Annotated in this window: 15 protein-coding genes; 6 read left to right on the forward strand and 9 right to left on the reverse strand. The window is 37.7% G+C overall.

The annotated features are described in order from the left end of the window. Positions 1-221: 221 nt before the first annotated feature. From HHL20_RS19265 to HHL20_RS19280, 4 genes are all read right to left on the reverse strand, one after another. Complete coding sequence (locus HHL20_RS19265; protein ID WP_169232779.1) at positions 222-1394, reverse strand: cation:proton antiporter; 1173 nt, start codon at positions 1392-1394, stop codon at positions 222-224. Between the two features lie 93 nt (positions 1395-1487). Further along, positions 1488-1943: an Hsp20/alpha crystallin family protein gene (locus HHL20_RS19270; protein ID WP_169232780.1), complete on the reverse strand. Its 456-nt coding sequence runs from the start codon at positions 1941-1943 to the stop codon at positions 1488-1490. Between the two features lie 198 nt (positions 1944-2141). Then, positions 2142-3326: an FAD-dependent oxidoreductase gene (locus HHL20_RS19275; RefSeq protein ID WP_169232781.1), complete on the reverse strand. Its 1185-nt coding sequence runs from the start codon at positions 3324-3326 to the stop codon at positions 2142-2144. A gap of 22 nt (positions 3327-3348) precedes the next feature. Further along, positions 3349-4104: a helix-turn-helix domain-containing protein gene (locus HHL20_RS19280; RefSeq protein WP_169232782.1), complete on the reverse strand. Its 756-nt coding sequence runs from the start codon at positions 4102-4104 to the stop codon at positions 3349-3351. A 219-nt stretch (positions 4105-4323) separates the two neighbouring features. Here HHL20_RS19280 and HHL20_RS19285 point away from each other — a divergent pair, with 219 nt between their 5' ends. Beyond that, positions 4324-4767: a nuclear transport factor 2 family protein gene (locus tag HHL20_RS19285; protein WP_169232783.1), complete on the forward strand. Its 444-nt coding sequence runs from the start codon at positions 4324-4326 to the stop codon at positions 4765-4767. Between the two features lie 87 nt (positions 4768-4854). Then, on the forward strand, positions 4855-5805 hold the full coding sequence (locus HHL20_RS19290; protein ID WP_228463228.1) for a helix-turn-helix domain-containing protein: 951 nt from the start codon (positions 4855-4857) through the stop codon (positions 5803-5805). Positions 5806-5913: 108 nt separating this feature from the next. On the opposite strand, the gene HHL20_RS19295 is transcribed toward HHL20_RS19290, so the two are convergent. From HHL20_RS19295 to HHL20_RS19315, 5 genes are all read right to left on the reverse strand, one after another. Continuing rightward, on the reverse strand, positions 5914-9264 hold the full coding sequence (locus HHL20_RS19295) for a response regulator (RefSeq protein WP_228463229.1): 3351 nt from the start codon (positions 9262-9264) through the stop codon (positions 5914-5916). A 451-nt stretch (positions 9265-9715) separates the two neighbouring features. Continuing rightward, positions 9716-11101 carry a tRNA uridine-5-carboxymethylaminomethyl(34) synthesis GTPase MnmE gene (gene mnmE / locus HHL20_RS19300; RefSeq protein ID WP_169232785.1) on the reverse strand — a complete coding sequence of 462 codons (1386 nt, stop codon included), beginning with the start codon at positions 11099-11101 and terminating at the stop codon, positions 9716-9718. A 546-nt stretch (positions 11102-11647) separates the two neighbouring features. Beyond that, positions 11648-13417 carry an aminopeptidase P family protein gene (locus tag HHL20_RS19305; RefSeq protein ID WP_169232786.1) on the reverse strand — a complete coding sequence of 590 codons (1770 nt, stop codon included), beginning with the start codon at positions 13415-13417 and terminating at the stop codon, positions 11648-11650. 295 nt (positions 13418-13712) lie between these two features. Then, positions 13713-14930 (reverse strand): hypothetical protein, encoded by a 1218-nt coding sequence (locus HHL20_RS19310; protein WP_169232787.1) that lies wholly within the window; start codon positions 14928-14930, stop codon positions 13713-13715. Positions 14931-15011: 81 nt separating this feature from the next. Then, positions 15012-15851: a GLPGLI family protein gene (locus HHL20_RS19315; RefSeq protein ID WP_169232788.1), complete on the reverse strand. Its 840-nt coding sequence runs from the start codon at positions 15849-15851 to the stop codon at positions 15012-15014. Between the two features lie 186 nt (positions 15852-16037). Between HHL20_RS19315 and HHL20_RS19320 the strand changes: the two genes are divergently transcribed. The 4 genes from HHL20_RS19320 to HHL20_RS19340 all read left to right on the forward strand — a co-directional run bounded on the left by HHL20_RS19320 (position 16038) and on the right by HHL20_RS19340 (position 19963). Continuing rightward, a complete protein-coding gene (locus HHL20_RS19320; protein ID WP_169232789.1) occupies positions 16038-16475 on the forward strand; it encodes a DUF6526 family protein in 438 nt (145 codons plus the stop codon). A 204-nt stretch (positions 16476-16679) separates the two neighbouring features. Continuing rightward, complete coding sequence (locus HHL20_RS19330; RefSeq protein WP_169232791.1) at positions 16680-17783, forward strand: DNA topoisomerase IB; 1104 nt, start codon at positions 16680-16682, stop codon at positions 17781-17783. 147 nt (positions 17784-17930) lie between these two features. Further along, entirely contained in the window at positions 17931-19556 is a 1626-nt protein-coding gene (gene pruA / locus HHL20_RS19335; RefSeq protein ID WP_169232792.1) for an L-glutamate gamma-semialdehyde dehydrogenase, read from the forward strand. A gap of 194 nt (positions 19557-19750) precedes the next feature. Continuing rightward, entirely contained in the window at positions 19751-19963 is a 213-nt protein-coding gene (locus HHL20_RS19340) for a cytochrome C551 (RefSeq protein WP_169232793.1), read from the forward strand. Positions 19964-20127: the final 164 nt, after the last annotated feature.

Below are 20127 nucleotides of genomic sequence, written 5' to 3' on the forward strand. Positions count from 1 at the left end.
CGTTAATCACAATATCTATTTAAACAAGAATTAATTTCTTATAGAAGAAATCTAAGTGTAGGGTTACACTGTCCGACTACTTGATAGATGCTACTTAAAAGCAGTTGTAATGATAGCCATAGCATGAATCGCAGGTTAAAGTTATTTCAGTTGTAAAAAAAAATATGTAAAATTTTATTGCCTTCATATACACACTAATACTACAAAATGTAATACTAATACTACAATTCATTATCCTTATACAACCTTCTCTTCATCAGGCTATTGAGTACGGCAATCCAAATCGTTGAAAGCAAAAGTGACATACAGGTAATTCCAAGGCCGGATTTATAAAGGCTATATTCTATTAATCCCGATTTATATGCTAAAGACAATGCCAGAATACCAAATTCCCCAGTCTGAGAAAGCAATGCTCCTCCATACCAGCTTTCCTTCCATCCGAACTTTAGCAAGCGGAAGCTCACGGCAGACATCACGCTGTTGCTCAGAAGAACAAAAAATGTTCCCAGCAGAATAATACTGAAATTAGAGAAAAGATACGGAATATCAAGCCGCAATCCGATGGAAACAAAAAAGAGGGTAACGAAAAATACCTTAAAAGGTACCAGCGAATGCTCCAGCCAGTTGAATGTTTTTACCCTTCCTACTACAACACCGGCCACAAAACTTCCAAGCGCACTGCTCATTCCCGCGGCTTCGGCCACCAATCCGGAAATAAGACAGATGAATAGTCCGAAAAACACCTGCAGGTCATGATCTTTTTCTATTGAGGTAAAAAATTCCGGAAGCCTGATTTCCTGAACGTTTCTTATCCTTTTAAGAATAAAGAAAATAATACCGCAAAGCAAGACCGGAAATAGAATGTTGGAAATGTGGAACTCCTGTTTGTTCCAAGCTTTCAGTAAAGTAAGCACCGGGGCCAGAAGCAGGTCCTGGAATATTAATATATTTAAAACCATGATCCCGAATGTTGTTTTCAAAATCTGATGTTTGTTTAGAAACTCACTTACAACCGCTGTACTGTTGAATACAAACAAAATAGCAATAAGAACAACACTGTTCAGGGAAAGTCCCGCGAAATATCCTACAAAGAATGCACAGCCAATGCTCAGAATAATTTTGATGAGCTGCGCCACAACCGGCTTTATAAGCAGACTTTTATTGTCCGGTACATTGATTTCCATTCCCAGGAAAAACATCAGCAGCAGAATCCCTATTTCTCCTATCGTTTCAGTCTGCTCAGGATTTGTGAAAACTCCCGAAATATGAGGTCCGAGAACAATCCCTACGATAATATATGCAATAAGATAAGGCTGATTAAATTTTTTCAACAAGAACATCATTCCCAGTGTGGTAAGACATAAGATAGAGACCGACCAAAGTAATCCGTTCATAGCTTATTGTTTTTAAGAATAAAAATGAAACAGGTACGACAAAAATTGGTTTTCCTTTTGGGAAAACCAATATATAAACTGAAAAATAACTTATTACTGAATCTCAATAAGTCGAGGTGCCTGTTTTTTTGCTTTTTCCGATTTCGGAATGGTGAGTTTCAGAACGCCGTTTTCGTATCTTGCTTCAATGTGTTCTTCATCAACTACATTTTCTGCCAGCTCGATACTTCTTCTGAAAGACTGATAGCTAAACTCTCTTCGGATATAATTCTCATCTTTCTCTTCCTTCTGATTTTTTCGGGAGGAAGAAATAGTGAGCATATTTCCTTCCAGCGTAATCTGAAAATCCTGTTTTTCCATTCCCGGAGCAGCCACTTCAACTTCAAAATTTTCGTTATTTTCACGAATATTTACCGAAGGAAGTGTGGTAAGGGTTGATGAAAAATTGTTGTTGCCCCAATTAAAAAGTTCGCGGCTGAAAAAGTCATCGAACAGTGTACGTGGATTTGCAGAGAGCAAACTGCCGTTGTTTCTTTTAACGATTGACATAACTTACGAGTTTTTAAAGGTTAAACAATATATTTAATAATCGTAACATATTCATTACAAACTATATACCATCATTAAATCCTGAAATTTTGTCATTTTAAAACTGAAAAATTGACAGCAAAAATGAAAAAATTTCCACTAATGAATATCACAAATAGAGAAAATTTTCAGGCTTTTCGGAAACTCAAACTAATTTAATTATTTCCTTTCTTCCTCAGATCCTTTAAAACTCCCAAAGAAATCTATCATCGATTGTAAAGCTTTTTCCGAATGCATGGTTTCACCGTTTTCAACAGATTCTTTTGCAGCCGCAGACGCCCTCCTGAACATCTCCGCTTCATAACCAGCAATAGCCTCCTGTACGGTTGAATACGTTTCGGATGTTAAACATTCACTCAGATCCAGCGCATCTTTCATCGCCATATTAGCTCCTTCGCCGGCAAAAGGAGGCATAACGTGTGCAGCATCTCCCATAATCGTAGCATTGTGTAACGGTTTCCAATACTGATCAAAAGGCATACAGTAGATGGGACGGGGAATAAAGGGAATTTCCGCATTCTCAAATAATTCCAGCCAGATGCTGTTCCATTCTGGATATGCTTTTTTATACCAATGTATTATTTCATTTTTATCAGAATAATCCACTCCGTTTGTCGAAGTCCATTTTTCATCAGCTTTAAAGCTGGCATAAAAACCAATTTCGCCTTTTCCTTTTTGCCCGATCAGCAGATTTTTATGATTTCCGAACGCCATGATTTTTCCACCCATCAGGATTTTATTGATTTCGGGAGCATTAATTAAGGCATCCGGAACATTTCCTTCCAGCATCGTGATTCCCGTGTAAAAAGGTTTGATTTCCGTAATATAAGGCCGCACTTTTGAACGCGCACCATCACAGCCGATAACCATGTCGGCATACACGGGATCCCGGTTTTCAAAATGCAGCAGCCAACCTTCATTTTCTTTTTTCATAGACAAAAAATGGCTATTCCAGACAACGGTATTTTCCTGAAGGGAGTTCAGCAGGATTTTTCTTAACGTTCCGCGGTCAATTTCCGGACGGAAATGTTCTTCCCCGAAATCTTCATTAGGTTCTGATTCATGGTCACTCAACCAGACTTTTGCATTTTCGTCCATGATCAGCGTTTTATCCGCTCCGATCATAAAACTTTCTTTGAATACTTCCAATAAGCCTGCAGCACGAATTGCAGCCAGGCCGGAATCCTGATGCAGATCAAGAAGTGAACCCTGAACACGGGCATTTTCATTCAGATCTCTTTCATAAACTTTTACCTCTACTCCTTTCATCTGTAAAAGCTTTGCGAGAGTTAATCCTCCGGGACCGCCACCAACGATGGCAACGGATTTATTTTTTATAAGCATATAGTAATATTATGCCGCAAAGTTATTTCTTAGAGTAGACTAAAAATTGTAAAAATCGGTCATTGTCATTTTTAAAAAGTTCCCGTGGTGAAACGCCTGAAAGTTTCTTAACGTCTTTTATAAAATGGGACTGATCTGAAAAATTGAGCTGCGGAAAAAGAATTCCATCTTTTATATATTCTAATGACTTCTGAAAACGGAGTATCGTACAATACATTTTTAAGGTTACTCCTAAATATTTTGTAAAATAACGGTTGATCTGCCGTTCGCTCCAATGTATGGTTTCAGATAATTCTTTAATGCTAATCTCTCCATGCGCTTCAAAAATCAGGCGGAACAAATTCCGTTTCCGTTCATCAACTATATCGTTGAGGTGCATTTTTATTGCCCGGGAAGCTTTGTTGCAGAAATCTTCAAAATCATTGAGATCATCTTCACAGAAACCCCAGAAATTTTCAGGAAGTTCTTTTCCGCTGTTGACGTATTCAGCAATAGGCACATTTAAAATATACTCCAAGGAGAGCGGATTAAAGCTTATGGAAAAGAACATTGAAATATTCTGCTGCGGCATTGTTTTAGGTTTTGTCTCAAGACCCATCAATACCATAAAGAATCTGTCGTCAGTTGTTTTGCACAGGAGAAGGTCAATCTTGCCATTAGGAATAATAACCCCCTCTTTACATTCGGAAACATTTTTTAAAGAAGAAAAACAATATACAAAATCACTAAGTAGTTTTTCTGGCTCTTTAAAATGATATTGCAATGTACTACTATTCACTTCAGATTTATTGTTTTGCTAAGTTAACATATTCCTCCAAGATAATTTTTAATTTAATAATAAAACGGTTTTGTATTATCATTTCATCCGGTAATTGGTTGCATTACGTATTGATTGATTTTTGAAAATGATGATTTGATTTTTTATAACCGCAGGGCTTGTGCCTATCCTAATTTTGTATCAGAAAATTAAAGTAAAACAATACAAAATTTATTTATTATGAGTATACAAGAGAACATCAGAAACGCTGCACAGGCTACTTTTAAAAATCATTTGGAATTCCTGTCATCCGGACAGATCGAAAAATGGGTAGATCTTTTTGACGAAAACGGGATTCTTGAATTTCCTTACGGTCCGGCCGATTTTCCAAAACTGGTGAAGGGAAAAAAGGAACTGTATGAATACATGAAGAATTTCCCGAAGCATTTCCTTGTAAGTTTTGAAAATCTTCATTTCCACGCAACTGAAAGTCCTAATCTAGTGATCGCCGAATTTACAAGCAACGGAAAAGCCATCAGTACAGGCAAACCTTACAATCAGCAGTATATTTCAGTGGTAACCACTGATGATCGGGGGATGATTCTGAAATATGTCGATTTCTGGAACCCGATGGTTGCATTGGAAGCCATCAATGCACCGCTCAGCAATTTTGTAAACGAGTAAAACCTACAGCCACGATCTTTGGTAAGATCGTGGCTGTTTCTTTAAGGTTATCAATTTTAAATAAACTTCATTTACACTATATTTGTTATGCTCAAAAAAATCACACAGTATCTTAAACAGCTGGTCATGACAAAACCTGAAACCATCGAAGAATTTTATGCCAACCGGCCTTTTCTCAAAAGTGTTGATCTTACAGACAGCCAAAATCATTTCAATATTTTTGAGATCAATAAAGAACAGCAACTTAAAGATAATGCGGCTGTTTCTTTCGGAAGGAAAAACTACTTTAAAATCTGTCTGATTTCCGGTAACAGCAACATTCATTATGCTGACAAAAGTTTTGAAATTATAGAACATGGTCTTCTTTTTGCCCATCCACTCATTCCTTATGACTGGGAGGCAATTTCCGGTCAGCAAACAGGATACAGCTGTATTTTCGACGAATCTTTTACAGAGGGATTCGGGAATATTAAAAAATATCCCTTTTTCCAACCGGGAGGATATCCGGTTTTTGAACTCGGCAAAGAAGAAAAAACACTATTGGAAGGTATTTTTATACAGATGAAGAAAGAATTTTCTTCAACTTTTGATTTCAAAGATGACATCCTGAAAAACCTCATCTTTCAGCTTATTCTCGCTGCCCTGAAAATACGTCCTTCTACCCATCTGATCTCCGAAAGACCAAATGCTGCAGCAAGGATTACCTCTCTTTTCATGAATTTACTGGAAAGTCAGTTTCCTATCAGCAATACCGTTGCAGGAGTTTCTTTAAGAAGCGCCTCCGATTTTGCGGAGCAGATGTCGGTACATGTCAATCATCTTAATAAATCTGTCAAAGAAACCACCCTGAAAACAACATCAGAACTGATTTCAGAGAGGATTCTAAAAGAAGCTAAAATCATGCTTCAACACAGCTCCTGGGCTATTTCAGAAATTGCCTACAGTTTAGGTTTCGAAGGCCCCGCACATTTTAGCTCTTTCTTTAAAAAGATGGTGAAGGTATCCCCCAGTGAGTTTAGGGGCAAAGTTGGAAGGTAATTTGAATATGAAGTATTCAAAAACTTAACCTGCTTTTATACTATTCTAAGTTTGACTTAATAACTTTATATTACATATAATCTTTTGAGGCAGAGATTAATTAACATACTATTTCATCAAATTTTTAACAGCATCTAAACCTATCTTGATTTCCTGTGTTATTTCACTATTCATCAAAGAAAAATCCATTTTATCTTCCGTCATTTTCTCCCATTTCAGAGCACACTCCGACAGTTTAAAAAGTCCGGCGCTGCTTGCGGTGCCTTTAAGTTTATGAAGAATCATTCTGGTTTCCACAATGTCTTTTCCGTCGGCTGCCTTTTCTATATTTTTTTCTGCATGGGTAAGCTCCTGGATAAGCAGGTTGAGAAATACTTCTTTAAAATCATCATCACCACCAATCTGCTCATTTAGCATATTCATGTTGATGTATTCTTCCGGCTTCTCTGATTGATATTGGTCATAATCAACTTCCGAATTTTTATCATTATTACTGTTTACGCTGATGTATTTTTCGAGCATCTCCTGTAGATCAGCCTGTCTGAGAGGTTTGGGAAGGAAATCATTCATTCCTGCAGCCAGGCATTTTTCTTTTTCACCCAATACATTTCCTGCTGTAACGCCTATGATCGGTACATTTTCATATTCCGGAAGCAGGCGTATCTGCTGTGTAGCTTCAATACCGTTCATTACCGGCATCTGTACGTCCATAAGGATAATAGAAAACTGCTTTTTCCTGCATTCTTCCAGAGCTTCCAGCCCGTTAACGGCTTCGGTTAAATGTGCATCCGGGGTAAGTGATTTCATCATCCTGTTATTCAGCACCATATTTACGGGATTATCGTCTACCAGAAGAACTTCGAGTTCGGGAGCAAAGGAATACGATTCTTTTTCGGACTGATCCTGAACAATTTCTACAACATTATTCTGGGTAACTCTGCGCAAGGTTTTATACAGATCATCCGACTTTACCGGCTTCAACAGTAAATAAGAGTTTTTCCTTTCCCGAATTGAAGACATCACGTTTAATTCTTCCGAGGAGGAAGAAAGTATGATAAACGGTGAAATTTCTTTTCTCTGATTAAAGAGCTCCCTGATTTTATCGATGGTTTCCAATCCGGACATGATAGGCATATGATAATCCATCAAAATTACATCGAATCGCTCTCCCTTCAAAAGAATTTCCAACGCTTCCATTCCATTGGCGGCGAGTGTGGATTCGATATTTTTATGAGCAAGCATATGCTGGAGAATGATCCTGTTGGTTTCATTGTCATCCACCACCAATGCTCTTTGGATGGTCATATCATCATCTTCCCGTAGTTCGGATATTTCGTAAGGAATCTCAATATCGAAGAAAAACACGGAACCTTCTTCCAGTGTGCTAATCAGTGACAGATGACTGCCCATATATTTCAGGATATTATTCGAGATGGTAAGCCCAAGACCTGTCCCTCCATATCGTTTACTGATGGAGCTGTTTTCCTGGGTAAAAGCGTTGAATATATATTTCTGCTTTTCAACAGGAATACCGATTCCGGTATCCCGTACTGAGAAGCGCAGGGCAATATTTTTATCATCCATGCGTAATTTCTCCACTTTCAGCTCAATCTCTCCTTTTTCTGTGAATTTTACAGCATTGCCCAAAAGATTGATCAGGATCTGTTTTAATCGGGATTCATCGATCAAAAGCGTTTTAGGAAGTCCCGGCTCGATATTGAGAAGAAGCTCAATATCCTTTTTCTGGGATTGGTACAAAATGACATTGATAACCTGACTTACCATATCATAAACATCGCTTTTTTCTATTAAAAGCTCCATTTTTCCGGATTCTATTTTAGAAAAATCCAGAATATCATTAATGATATTGAGCAGGTTTTCACCCGATTCATTGATGTAATTCAGGTATTGGGTTTGTATTTCGTTCAGCGGTGTCCTGAGAAGAAGATCAGAAAATCCGATCACCCCGTTTAGAGGAGTACGGATCTCATGGCTCATGTTAGCCAAAAATTCTGATTTTGCTTTGCTGGCACTATCTGCTAATTCCTTGGCTGTTTTGAGTTCCTCATTTACCAGGATGGCATCTGTAATATTCCGTACTGAAATAATTATACCCCCTACTTCATCTTCCGTAAGATACCACGGTCCTACTTTCAGGTCGTAATGCTGAAGTTGTTCTTTACCATCGATGTTAATAGCAAAATCTTCTTTTGCATACGTTTCTCCTAATAAAGCTTTTTTATAAATTTCTTTTCTTTCCTCGGGAATATCAGGGGATATATCGAACATATTATTTCCGATAAGATCCAGATTATTCATATTGAATTCTTCTTTCCAGCGGGTGCTTACCGACACATAATTGAGCTCTTTATCAAACATGGCCAGAGGAATTGGGACGTCGGTTACGAAAGACTGCATCATGGCTTCCTTCCTGGCCACTTCCAAAAACATTTTTTTGAACGCATCAATGTCCTGAATGATCCCAAAAACCCTTTTGCAGACCTCGCCGTCAAACTCAGGGATACCTTTTACCCTTACCCAGATCGTAGCACCGTCATTGCGGACCAGCTGGAATTCATCATCAAAGGGAATTCCTTCTGTTACAGCTTTATCGAATAGGTTTTTCATTCTCTCCCTGCTCTCTTCTTTATAGAATTTCATGGAACTTTCGAGATCCGGCTGGAAATTATTTTTTATTTTATGGATTTCTTTAGTACTCTGAGACCATAATAGATCACCGGTCTTCATGTTTACTTCCCAGCCGCCTACCTGGGCAACAGAGCCGGTCTCTTCAAGAATTTCTTTGGTATACAACAGATCTTTTTCTAATTTATCCCTACGGATAAGGTCTGATTTTAATTGTATATAAAAAATAACCGTAACAACAATGGCTGCAATGGCTGAGAAAAGGATAAATAGCACAGTCGATTGAGAAGACCTGTCCAAATCTTTATTTTTTATTGAAAGCTGAATTTCCTCATATTTTACGAACTCCTGAACCAGCTTACGGCATCTATCCATTGCTGTCTTGTTTTGCACAAGTTCCTGTGGAGTCATTAATATTCCTTTTCTACGGTTCTCAATGAGCAAAACATCTCCTTTCATCATGGTCTGTGAAGTACGCAACAGGTCATTCAGAAGGTCAGTCTGATGTTTGTCTTTAATATTCAATGCATTTATGGTGGAAATAAGCATCGGATAGTTTTCTCTACTCTTATTAAAGGGCTCCAGAAAACTTTCCTGCCCTGTAAGCTGATATCCCCGGTTGCCTGTTTCAGCATTTAACAAAGAATTTAAAACATCCTTTACTAAACTTATAGATTCCTTACTTTTTAAGAGGCTTTCCCTATTCTCCATCTGCTTTTGTATACTAATATAGGAGGCTATGGAGCCGGCAATCAGCAGTACTAAGGAAAGCACCACCCCAATTCGAAGATTTCTTATAATTTTTTTCGGCATTGAAATTAGTTTAACGGTAATGTAAAAGATATATTATTTATCTGCTCTACAATTGCTTCATACTGATTGATAATTGTATACCAGATAAACAAGTCTATATCCTTTTCCTGACATGAACAGAAGATTCTTCTACCCGGGCAAATTTATGGAAATCCTATCATATAAAAATTGGTATTTTGATTTTTATATGATTTTACTCATAACAAACTTTTAGCAATGCAAAATGAGGGTTTACCTAAGACCTATTGATAATAGTAAGCTGAAAAGATATAATTTTAGAAATTAAAATTTAATGAATTTCAGCAGACCACATATAACAAAACATGATACTTTGCTCTTGTACAACTTTCAGAGATCGAGATATACAAAGACTAAGTATAAAATAATTTATATAAGAAATAAAATTAATATACAATATTGTCAAATGAATAATATGAAATGAGAAACAGATTTATTTCCCAATGCAAAATTTAGAAAAAATATTCCCAAGCACTTCATCATTCGTTACCTCACCCGAAATTTCGCCAAGATGTTCTAAGGCATTTCTTAATTCATAAGCAAGAAGTTCGGTGGAGATTCGGAAGGAGATTGCTTCGTTTACTTTATGGACCGCGTTCAGGGATTTCTGTAAAGCTTCAAAGTGACGCTGATTCGTAATCACTACATTGTTTTCCGAAGCTTTTAACTGCTCAACATACGAGGACAGCTCATTTTTCAGATCCTGCATATTCTGATTTTCTACTGCCGAAATCATAATAAAATCGAACTCATGGGCAATTTCTTTTCTGAAAACTTCTTCCACTTTTTCGTACTGATGCGGCATCACTTCGTCAATTTTCGTCGCACAGATGATGAGCTTCAGATCTTCACGCAACAAAGATTTCAGCATGTCGACGTCTTCAGAAAAATCAATGGTTCCGGCATCGGCAAGGTAAACCAGAATATTGGCATTTTCTACTTTTTCCTTTGCTTTTTTAACACCGATGGCTTCGATCTCGTCAGAGGTTTCCCTCAGTCCTGCCGTGTCGATGAGACGGAACGCATGACCTTTAATATGCAGGATTTCCTCAATTGTATCACGGGTCGTTCCGGCGATATTACTTACAATCGCACGTTCTTCTTTCAACAACGCATTCAAAAGGGTCGATTTTCCGGCATTGGGTTTTCCGATGATAGCAACTGCGGTTCCGTTTTTAATGGCGTTTCCGTACTGAAAGCTTTCAATCAGGGAATGCAGTTTTACCTCTATTCTATTCAGCAATGCGGTAAGCGCAGTCCGATCTGCAAACTCCACATCTTCCTCTGCAAAATCCAGCTCCAGCTCAATAAGCGAAACAAAATTCAGAAGATCCGTTCTCAGCAGGGAAATTTCATTGGTGATTCCACCTTTTAGCTGACTGATCGCTACTTTTCTGGAAGCCTCATTTTCGGAAGCAATTACATCGGCAATTGCTTCAGCCTGGGAAAGATCTATTCTTCCATTAATAAAAGCACGCAGGGTGAACTCCCCGGCTTTTGCCATTCTCGCGCCATTCTTGATCAGCGTTTCCAGAATACGTTTTCCGATGTGCGGAGATCCGTGAAATGCAATTTCCACCGAGTTTTCCGTTGTAAAGCTTTTAGGCGCGAGGAAAATAGAAAGCATCACCTCATCAATCGTTTCCTCGCCATCCATAAAATATCCGTAATGGATTGTATGCGATTTCTGCTTTTCCAGATTTTTGCCGGGAAAACTTTTCTGAACGACTGGTAAAGCATCATTTCCGGAAACCCGGATAATGCCCAAAGCTCCTACTCCGTTGGCTGTAGCCAGTGCACAAATGGTATCGTTATTCATGCTGCAAATTTACGTTTTTTCACCGCAAACAAAAATTTCCTTTATCTATCGCCGTTATTCATCAAACTTACCCTAAACTCATTTATTATAACTCTAACTATCACACTTAATATCAGAAGCTTTTTCCGGCTTTCCGCACTCGCTATTTCTCTGGTTTCTGCGGCGCGGCGAAGCCGCGCCGCAGAAACCAGAGAAATGAGCTCAGACAATTGCTGCAATCCGGGCTATGATCAATGAGTTTCCGTTGAAACTACGACGACATTTCAACTAGGACACCCCTTCAGAATGTTGGTGTCAATAAAAAAATCACTTCAAAAATTGAAGTGATTACTGCTTTGAATTTACTAAGTTATTTTGAAGATGAATGATGTTTGTCTTCCTGTACAAAGATAGAACGAATTACTTCCTGCGCTATCAGGATAATCCCTAAAAATAATACCGTAAAAATACGGTTGCATATTACAAAATAACCCCGCCCGGCAGTTCCTGCCGGGCGGGGTTATTTATTATTGTTATCTGAAATTCAGATTATTAAATTAACTGTTATTAAATCGGGCTTACCAGTTCATTAAACCATTCTTTCACCTCACCTTCCAGATGGGGGCCTATTTTTTCGGCGCAGGTTTCATGATAATTATTAAGCCATAAAATTTCTTCTTCAGAAAGAATTTCTTTCACGATTGTATCTTTAAAGAACGGACAGAACGTTAACGTTTCAAATTCATAGAAAGTTCCCGAATCTGTTGTCTCAGATTCCCGTACAGCAATCAGATTTTCGTGACGGATGCCGTATTCCCCTTCCACATAATATCCCGGTTCATTAGAGCAGACCATTCCCGGCAACAGCTCCTGAGGATTCATATCTTTGCGGATATTCTGAGGACCTTCGTGAACGTTCATAAAACTTCCTACTCCATGCCCGGTTCCGTGATTGAAATCTTTTCCGTGCATCCAAAGCGGAAGCCGTGCAATCGCATCAAGCTGAACACCTCTTGTTCCTTTAGGAAACTTTACCATAGAAAGACGGATCATTCCCTGCAAAACAAGCGTCGAATTTATTTTAAACTCTTCAGAAACGGCTCCCAATGCAAAAGTTCTCGTAATATCGGTTGTTCCTTCAAGATACTGGCCTCCCGAATCCACCAATATGCTTGCATCGTTCGTAACCTCCTTGCTGCCTTCACTTTTTGCGGAATAATGCATAATGGCACCGTTATCCTTATATCCTACAATGCTTCCGAAACTTTCCCCTACGAAGTTTTCTCCTTCCGCGCGGAAACCTCTCAGCTTTTCCCCTATAGAATATTCTGTCATCGGTTCTTTTCCTGCATTATGGGTAAGCCAGTACAGGAACTTTACCATCGCAACCCCGTCTCTTACCATTACTTTTCTGAAACCTTCCAGCTCCGTATCGTTTTTCTGGGCTTTCATCAGATTACCCGGAACTGGAGCTTTGATCATCTTATTATCAGGCTTTAATGCTTCAAAAATAGACTGGTTGCTGTTTGGGGAAACCAATACCTTTTCATTGCTGAATGCTTTAAGGCAATTATAAAATTCTTCATAAGGCATCATTTTTACCCAGGCATCATCCAGCTGTTTACGGGCTTCTACTTCCAGTTTTTCGAGATCAGTGAAGAGTTTTGCATCGTTTTTTGTTATAACAATATACCCTAAGAAAACCGGATTGCTCTCTACATCGCTTCCTCTTAGGTTCAGGGTCCACGCAACATCATCAAGACTTGATATAACATGTACCGTAGCTTCTAGTGATTCCATTTTCTGACGAATGGCCGCGATTTTTTCAGCTACGGATTTCCCCGCTCTTTCAATCGGATGAACGAAGATGGGGTTTTTAGAAGGCGTTCCCCTTTCTTTCCATATATTATCCAGAAGAGGAAGATCAACTAACGTAATATTTTTGGCATTTAATTTCTCTGTAAGAAGTTCCCAATTAGCATGGGAAGTAGCCAGCGCATTAACGGCCACCCTTCCTTCTGCGGGAATTTCAGAAATAATCCAGTCGATATAATTTGGTGTTCCCTCCATTCCTTCTTTGAAAAGATCGATTCCCGATCCTTCCAGTTCTAATGCAGCTTGTGTGAAATATCTTCCGTCCGTCCATAGTCCAGCCTTATCTTTTGTAACTACTACAAAACCAGCAGAACCCAAAAAACCCGACAGCCAGGCTCTTTCCTGCCATTCTTCAGGTAGATATTCACTCATATGCGGATCTGCAGAATATACGATAAATGCATCAACATTATTTTCCTGCATTTCCCTACGAAGTGCAGCTATTTTTTCCTTTGAAGTCATTTTTTGAATAATTTTAAAGATGTGAATTTACGAATTTAAAGGTTACCCGGCAGAGTATTATTGTATTTTAGCATTTTATTACAGCAATTACTTTTCGATGTTCGGTTTCCCAATCAGCCAATGTACCTATTCTTTTAGTAGAAGGAACTTCTGTTATTCTTATTTCTTCAGGAATTTCAGTGAGCGGATATGCAAAATAGGCGCATACGCCGCGACAAAGATGGAATTTGATGCAATTGCACGTACCGCAGCAACGGAGTCAGCAGATAATATATTGAAATGCAGGATTTTCAGGTTATTGTTTTGGTTTATTTTTTTCTGTAGATAGCCGATGCTTTCTTGTGTTCCTATAATTCCAAATCAGATACAGTAGAAATAAAGTGATCCAAACACTGAGGACCACTACAATAAAAATAGACTGTATCGACTGATGAAGATAATTTGGCTTATAAAATAAACGTTCAACGGTTGTAAACCTTTCCTTTAGTTTAGTTCTGTCAAAAGTATTCCGGATTTCATTGAGAGGTTCCCGGCTATGATCACGAAAATAAAAGACATCATGTTCCAAGTTTTTGGGAATGATTTGTGTTTCTATATTATATTTCTTAAACAAAGTGTCCAGATGCTGAAACGAATGAAGCAGCGAATCATGATCATATTTATAGAGCAATTTATATCTTGTTACGGCATTTTGATATTGTTGTGTAGCTTCAGAAACGTTATGAACAGGACTATATAAAATCTTATTTTCCAAAAAGATACAGATATCTTCATCATATTCCGCATCTACCTCAACACCTTTGAATATAATTTCCGTACTGTCTCCGATCGCTTTTTTAGAAATAATTTTTTTGGTAAAGTCCTCAGGTTCAAATCCAAAATAATCCATTCCCGATCGTATTTTAGAACCTATGTTTTTGTAATCAGAACTTAGTATTTTCAAGGTATCTATACTGTAATAGCGTATTTCCTGTGAGTAATAATCCCGATTGTCCGGCTCGTAATAGATGGTGTCTCTTTCCGCTATCACCGGATAAGGTTTGGGATATAAAATATTTTCCGGATTGAATAATTTATCAGAGCTATAGGAAGTATAATTATACAAAAACGGATATAAGACATTAAGCAAAGTTTTGTCTTTATTCAAATCTTTTTCAGGAAGCTCATTTCTCATTTTGGCATTTAACCCAAAACTGTAGCTTATAAAAAAGGTCAATGAAAGAAAGGAAATCAGTAATAAAGAAGCGCCAATTTTTACAGTATTATTGACACTATATTTATTTTTGGAATGATTCCTTAATAACAAAACAAGAAAGCAAAACAGAAACAGACCGGTAATAAAAAAGTGTGAAATAGAAACGTCATCATAAAATTTGAATCTGTAAAACTCCGTGTAAGTATCAACTTTACCAATTCCTTCAAACTTAAAGTATCCATAGATAAAATAAGCCAGATGTATTACGCTTAAAACAATAACGGATTTGATCAGAAATATTTTTAATTTTTTATCCATAAATTCAGCAATATATTCTTTAAAGTAAGGATTTTTTAAAATAATTTTAATTAACCTGATCCTAAGTTAAGTCTAAAATGTTTAATTAAGCTCTATGGAATTATTGTTTTCCTTAAAAGTTTCCTGTATTTTCTTAATTCTCATTTTTTCATACTCAGCATCTGAGTACGATCTCCCATCAGGCAAAGTTGATGTAAAGCTGGTAATACCATATCTTTGCTTGAGTTCCCTCATTCTGTAAATCGGATCTCTGATGTAATCTTCAACGGCTTTTTTGTACTGGCTTTCGGTCACAGGAATATAGGCAGTCAAATTAAGTTTTATATGTCTGAACTTTTCAATTGCTTTCAGCTCCCAGATATGTTGTTTTTTTGTGTCCTCAATCTTGACGATCAAGCCCGGAAGGCCACCAAATTTATATGGCCCGTCAGAAATGGGGATTTCATTAGTAAACCACGCGTTATACTTTCTACCTTTATATTCTACCGTTGCCAACTGGCATTTTTTACCTTGTATCATAGCAGTTTCTGTTCCGATCTGCCAATTGAAGGTGATGTGTTGGGTGATTTTAAATCGGTCAGTATTCAGAGTAAGGTAAGATATTGCTGTACGGGACCGCCAATCTTTTTGAATGATGCCACGAACTTTTCCTTGTGGAAAGGTATTTAGTGAAACGGACATATTTGAAGATATCCCATCTGAATTCATGTTCTGTGCGATTGCAGAATCTCTTTTCACTTTTGTCAGGCTCAAGTAAGTTGATCCGTTTTTATCGATAAACAAGCCCATCAGTTCGGTTTCGGTTTTATCTAAATTTAAAGAGTCAGGCTTAAATGTATACACATAAGTAAAACTATATTTTTGACTAAAACCAAATAGTGAAAGCAAAATAGTGACTATAAATATTGTTTTTCTGAGCATATTGTATGGATATTAGAAGTAAAACGTTAATATACTTAAATATAGAAACATACATGAGAATTATTTCAGATTTTTTGCAATACACTACGAAATAGGATATTAACTCTAAACCACCATTCTTTAGCCTAAATTAAATTCAGATCCGATATTAAAACATTTTGGAAAGATTATTGCAATATACATGAAATGGAAAGTCAGAATTATAAAAACCACAGGAAGTTTTACGCTCCGCATCATTTTGTTTTCCTTCCGTTACTTATTGTTTTGGATGGATTCGGAATCTATAAAGCTTTCAATGATGAGGAAAACCAGCTTTCATGGATCTTATTTTCAACAGTTGTCTTTCTGATTTTTCACCTGGCTATAATGCTGCGTCAGCATTACGCGCTGGGACTTCAGAACCGTATCGTGAGGCTTGAATTTAAGCAGCGGTACTTCGAAATTTTCGGGTTGAGGTCCGACGAAGTTGAGGAAAAGCTTTCATTCGGACAGATTGCCGCTTTACGGTTCGCTTATGATGAGGAATTCAAGGTTTTTCTTGAAAAAGCGCTGAAAGAAAACATGACAGGTGACCAGATCAAAAAATCTATAAACACCTGGAGAGCCGATCATCACAGAATTTAAAATAATAAACACTAAAATAATATTATCATGAAAAAATGGAGCTTTTACAGTATTGCAATATTGACATTACTGTCACTTACGAGCTGCGAAGCAGTAGAAACAATCTTCAAGGCAGGAATGTGGTGGGGAATTATATTAGTAGTTGGCGTGATAGCTATCATATTATGGCTATTTTCAAGGGGTAGGAACTCTTAACCAGATTTTATGGAAAATTCAGACTTAGAAATCATTTCCCATCTGAAGCCTTCTAAGATTGTAAAAATTATGAAAGATCCGGTAGCATCTGCAAAGGCGGTACATCTCATTTATACCTCCGATGCAGAGACAGCCGGTATCACGCGCAAAAAGACCGGAAAAAAATATTCCTACTACAAAGACGGCGAAAAGATCAGAGACAAGGACGAAATTTCACGAATCAACAAACTGGTAATTCCACCGGCTTGGGAAAACGTATGGATCTGCGCTCTTGATAACGGACATCTTCAGGCAACCGGATTTGATATCAAGAAGAGAAAACAGTACCGCTATCATCCCTTATGGAGCGCCCTGAGAAACCATACAAAGTTTTACAGAATGCTTCAGTTTGGATACGCATTGCCGGATATACGCCTCCAGGTAGAAAAAGATTTAGCCTTAAAAAATTTCGAAAAGAGAAAAATTCTCGCCTTAATTGTAAGTCTGATGCAACGAACTAATATCAGGATAGGAAATAATGCCTATGAAAAGCTGTACGGTTCTTTCGGATTGACAACGCTAAAAGGAAAACACGTAAAAGTGCAGGGACAGAAAATTTCTTTTCACTTTAAAGGTAAAAAAGGTGTTATTCACGATATTGATTTAAAAAGCAGGAGGCTGTCTAAACTGATACAGAAATGTAAAGATATTCCGGGCAAAGAGCTTTTCCAGTATATTGATGATGAAGGTAACCGCCATACTGTAGATTCGGGAATGGTGAATGATTACATTAAAGAAATCAGTGGCGAAGATTTTACGGCAAAAGATTTTAGAACATGGTCCGGAACGGTAAGTGCCCTGATCGCATTCAAAGAAATTGGTTATGCGGAGACCCATACCGAATATAAGAAAAAAGTAAAAGAAGCTTTGGAAATGGTTGCCTCACACCTCGGAAATACAAGCACGGTGTGCAGAAAATATTATGTTCATCCGCTTGTTATTAATCTTTATGAAAATAATACCATCAAAAAATATCTTGACGAACTGGAAGAAATAGAGAAAAATGACGGCAAAGCAGGACTTACCCATGAAGAAAAGCTGGTACTGAAAATCTTGGAAAATGAGAAGATGTGAGGATGGGAATTGTAATTCGATACGTTCTTTAATAACTCTTAAATTAACCATTCATTTGCGAAGCAAAATTGACCATTGACACATTATCTCCGACCCGAATAATTGTTGTAAATTTGTATCATAGCAAATAAAAAATATACAACTAATATGTCTAAAGCAATTTCGCAAGTACCCTTTGCAGTAAACGAACCGGTAAATTCTTATGCACCGGGAACCCCGGAAGTAAAAAGCCTTATCGCTCAATATAAAAAAATGTGGGCTGAAAAGATAGAAATCCCAATGGTCATTAACGGCAAAGAAGTAAGAACAGACGATAAAGTTCAGCTTCAGTCGCCTCAGGATCACGCACATGATTTTGGTTTTTATCACAGAGGTACCATGCAGCATGTAGACGATGCAATCAATGCTGCGCTGGCCGCAAAAAAGCAATGGAACGAACTGGGCTGGGAACACCGCGCTGCCATTTTCTTAAAAGCTGCTGATCTTTTAGCAGGACCTTACAGAGATGTCATCAACGCAGCCACTATGATCGGCCAGTCTAAAAATGTTCACCAGGCTGAAATCGATGCCGCTTGTGAATTTATTGACTTCTTACGATTCAACGTAGAATTTATGACGGAAATGTATTCTGAACAGCCGGTTTCCGATGCGGGAATCTGGAACAGAGTAGAATACAGACCACTGGAAGGATTTTGTTTTGCGGTAACGCCTTTTAACTTTACAGCAATTTCAGGAAACTTACCAACTTGTATGGCAATGCTTGGAAACGTAGTGGTTTGGAAGCCTTCTGATAAGCAGATTTATTCCGCTAAAGTGATCATGGATGTTCTAACCGAAGCGGGACTTCCTGCAGGAGTCATCAACATGATTTTCACGGACGGTAAAGAAACTGCAGAAAAAGTGTTGGCGCACAGAGATTTTGCAGGACTTCACTTTACAGGTTCCACGAAGGTTTTCCAGGGAATGTGGAAAATGATCGGGGACAATATTCACAATTACAGAACGTACCCAAGAATCGTGGGTGAGACCGGCGGAAAAGACTTTGTCATTGCGCATCCTTCAGCTAATGTTGAAGCTGTGGCAACGGCTTTAGTAAGAGGTGCCTTCGAATATCAGGGGCAAAAATGTTCTGCAGCATCAAGAGCTTATATTCCTCAGTCTCTTTGGGCTGACGTGAAAAAGGTAATGGAAAGCCAGATCAATTCTATTAAAATAGGTTCTCCTGAAGATCCATCCAACTTTGTGAACGCCGTAATTGATAAAAATTCTTTTGAAAAATGTAAAGGATATATCGACAGAGCAAACGCTTCAACCGAAGCAGAAGTAGTTATCGGCGGAAAATGTGATGATTCTAAAGGATGGTTTGTGCATCCAACAGTGATCGAAACAACAAATCCTCAATATGAGAGTATGGTTGAGGAAATCTTCGGTCCTATTTTATCCATTTACGTATACGAAGATGCAAAATGGGCAGAAACACTGGAGCTGGTTGACTCTTCTTCTCCTTATTCATTGACGGGATCTGTTTTTGCACAGGACAGATATGCAATCAATGAAGCTTTCAAAGCATTGGAAAATGCATCAGGAAACTTCTACATTAATGACAAACCAACTGGCGCTGTTGTCGGTCAGCAGCCTTTCGGAGGCGGAAGAGCTTCAGGAACCAATGATAAAGCAGGTTCTAAGATGAACTTATTAAGATGGACCTCTGTACGATCTGTAAAGGAGACTTTTGTTTCGCCTAAAGATTATAAATATCCTTACTTAGGATAATATGTATGATGAATTATAAACAATAAATGATTAATAATAAATAATTTATTGTCATATTAAATACAGCTTCGGATTTATTTCCGGAGCTTTTTTATTAGTTAACATTTAATTTTTTATTAAAAAAATACCGTTTATTTTGATTTCGGAATAATTATTGCTAGCTCTAATTTCGATACCAAAAAAAATAAAGTATTATGAAAAAATTAATGTTAATCGCAGCGCTAGGAGTAATAGCGGTAAGTTGCGGAACAAAAGAATCTTCTATGTCAAACAGCAATACCGATTCTACAGCGGTAGATAACACAACGACAAATGCAGCGCCTGCTACAACGGATACGATGTCTACTACGACAACTACTCCTGACAGCACAGCAATGAAAATGGATTCAGCGACTACTGTTAAATAATAAGAGTTTAACTTGCAATGAACAGTCCTCAGATAATTCTGGGGATTTTTAATTTTAGATTGCGAAAGAAGCACTCTTTTGAAACATAAAATTTAGAAAAAGTTAAAGAGGCTTACTATCCTTTTATCTTTAATAACTATATTTGATTATATCTAAACATTAAA

The organism is Chryseobacterium cheonjiense (assembly GCF_012927265.1).
GTDB classification, from domain to species: Bacteria; Bacteroidota; Bacteroidia; order Flavobacteriales; family Weeksellaceae; genus Chryseobacterium; species Chryseobacterium cheonjiense.

Coding starts and splice junctions, on each gene's coding strand:
- HHL20_RS19320 (WP_169232789.1), top strand. CDS start 16,038: ATGGAAAGTCAGAATTATAAAAACCACAGGAAGTTTTACGCTCCGCAT.
- HHL20_RS19290 (WP_228463228.1), top strand. CDS start 4,855: ATGCTCAAAAAAATCACACAGTATCTTAAACAGCTGGTCATGACAAAA.
- HHL20_RS19295 (WP_228463229.1), bottom strand. CDS start 9,264: ATGCCGAAAAAAATTATAAGAAATCTTCGAATTGGGGTGGTGCTTTCC.
- HHL20_RS19275 (WP_169232781.1), bottom strand. CDS start 3,326: ATGCTTATAAAAAATAAATCCGTTGCCATCGTTGGTGGCGGTCCCGGA.
- mnmE (WP_169232785.1), bottom strand. CDS start 11,101: ATGAATAACGATACCATTTGTGCACTGGCTACAGCCAACGGAGTAGGA.
- pruA (WP_169232792.1), top strand. CDS start 17,931: ATGTCTAAAGCAATTTCGCAAGTACCCTTTGCAGTAAACGAACCGGTA.
- HHL20_RS19305 (WP_169232786.1), bottom strand. CDS start 13,417: ATGACTTCAAAGGAAAAAATAGCTGCACTTCGTAGGGAAATGCAGGAA.
- HHL20_RS19340 (WP_169232793.1), top strand. CDS start 19,751: ATGAAAAAATTAATGTTAATCGCAGCGCTAGGAGTAATAGCGGTAAGT.
- HHL20_RS19315 (WP_169232788.1), bottom strand. CDS start 15,851: ATGCTCAGAAAAACAATATTTATAGTCACTATTTTGCTTTCACTATTT.
- HHL20_RS19330 (WP_169232791.1), top strand. CDS start 16,680: ATGGAAAATTCAGACTTAGAAATCATTTCCCATCTGAAGCCTTCTAAG.
- HHL20_RS19310 (WP_169232787.1), bottom strand. CDS start 14,930: ATGGATAAAAAATTAAAAATATTTCTGATCAAATCCGTTATTGTTTTA.
- HHL20_RS19270 (WP_169232780.1), bottom strand. CDS start 1,943: ATGTCAATCGTTAAAAGAAACAACGGCAGTTTGCTCTCTGCAAATCCA.
- HHL20_RS19265 (WP_169232779.1), bottom strand. CDS start 1,394: ATGAACGGATTACTTTGGTCGGTCTCTATCTTATGTCTTACCACACTG.
- HHL20_RS19285 (WP_169232783.1), top strand. CDS start 4,324: ATGAGTATACAAGAGAACATCAGAAACGCTGCACAGGCTACTTTTAAA.